We start from the raw sequence: 1,249 nt of genomic DNA, 5'->3' as shown, positions 1-1,249 counted from the left end.
TTCCAACTCCATGCGGAGCTCGCTCCATCTGTATTATGGGTGAATCTTTCATAAGTCAGCGGAGTTGCGGCGTCTTTATATTCGATACCTTTCTTCAAGCCGGGAATCAGCCTGGATGCGCTGTCTATCATTGCATCCATTGCTTTTTCCTTCAATTGCCTATATACCTCTTTATCCCCGCCGCCCCAGTTGTTCATCCAATGGTATGGCGCCATGGTCTGAAGCATCAATGAAGATTTCCCTTCAGGAGCATGTTTGGGGTTTACCATTGACGGCGAATAGAGCGAAACAGATGTCTTGTTGAAAAACTCTGGGTCTTCGGAATTGTAAATGTCGTACCCTGGTTTATCGTCATAGGTAAATACATGAGGAACCTTCATATATTGGCCAAGTTCCTGGTTGGACATATTGAGCCCCAGATATACCGTGCAGAAGCCCTCCGAAACGGCAGCGCTCTCAATATTACCCTGGAGCGCCTGCGGAATAAGGCTCAGGTCGTCTAAAAGTTTAAAAAAGGTTTTCTTATAATCCCCGGCGGAAATAACGTAATCTGCTTCATAAACGGTATTTTGGCATGAGACACCGACTGCGGCCCCGTTTTTGGTGATGATCTTGTCGACGTAGGAGCTCAGCTTCAAATCCCCGCCCAGTTTTCTGAAGTTTTCGGCGAGAACGTCAGCCCATGATTGCATACCGCCTTTCACAGTCCAATAGTCGGTAAACATCCCCGATAAACCGGTCCCTACAAACATGGCCGGCATATCAGGATAGCCGAATCCGCTGAACAGCTTGAACAGCTTTGAGTCTTTTTCGAAATACCTGGCGGCAAACTCTGATGAGGTCATGTTGCCATACTGCTTTGATAATTTCATCTGCTTTGGGCCGCTCAGGATGTAGGGAAGCATTGATTTGAACATTTTAAGCCCGCTGTAAAGAAAGGGCATCGGTTCATCCACGTTCCCCATCAGGCCGGCTATTTTGTCCAGCTCCGAAAAAACCGTGTCCAACTTTTCTTTTTCAGATGGGAAACCAGAGTAAATCATTTTTTTATAATCATCGTAATTCTCAGGAGTTCCGTCGAAAGCCTCTGAAACGAACCGTATCCTCAGTTTTACAAAGTCGATCTTATCAAACACTCCGATGTCCTTCATTGCCTTGAATACCGATGCCGAGGCTTCAAAGGCAAGAGTGCCGCTCTCAAAATAATAACCCTTCCTGTAAAATCCGGCGGTATAGCCGCCAGGCATGC

1 protein-coding gene is annotated in these 1,249 nt (G+C 46.6%); it reads right to left on the bottom strand.

Annotated elements, in window-relative coordinates; translation table 11 throughout:
• The coding region (locus tag Psfp_RS21120; protein WP_134220475.1) for an FAD-dependent oxidoreductase at window positions 1-1,249 on the bottom strand (1,249 nt) is incomplete at both ends.

Source organism: Pelotomaculum sp. FP (assembly GCF_004369245.1).
GTDB lineage: Bacteria > Bacillota > Desulfotomaculia > Desulfotomaculales > Pelotomaculaceae > Pelotomaculum_C > Pelotomaculum_C schinkii.
Note: the sequence above shows the minus strand (reverse complement) of the source record. Positions and strands in the feature narration are given on the sequence as shown.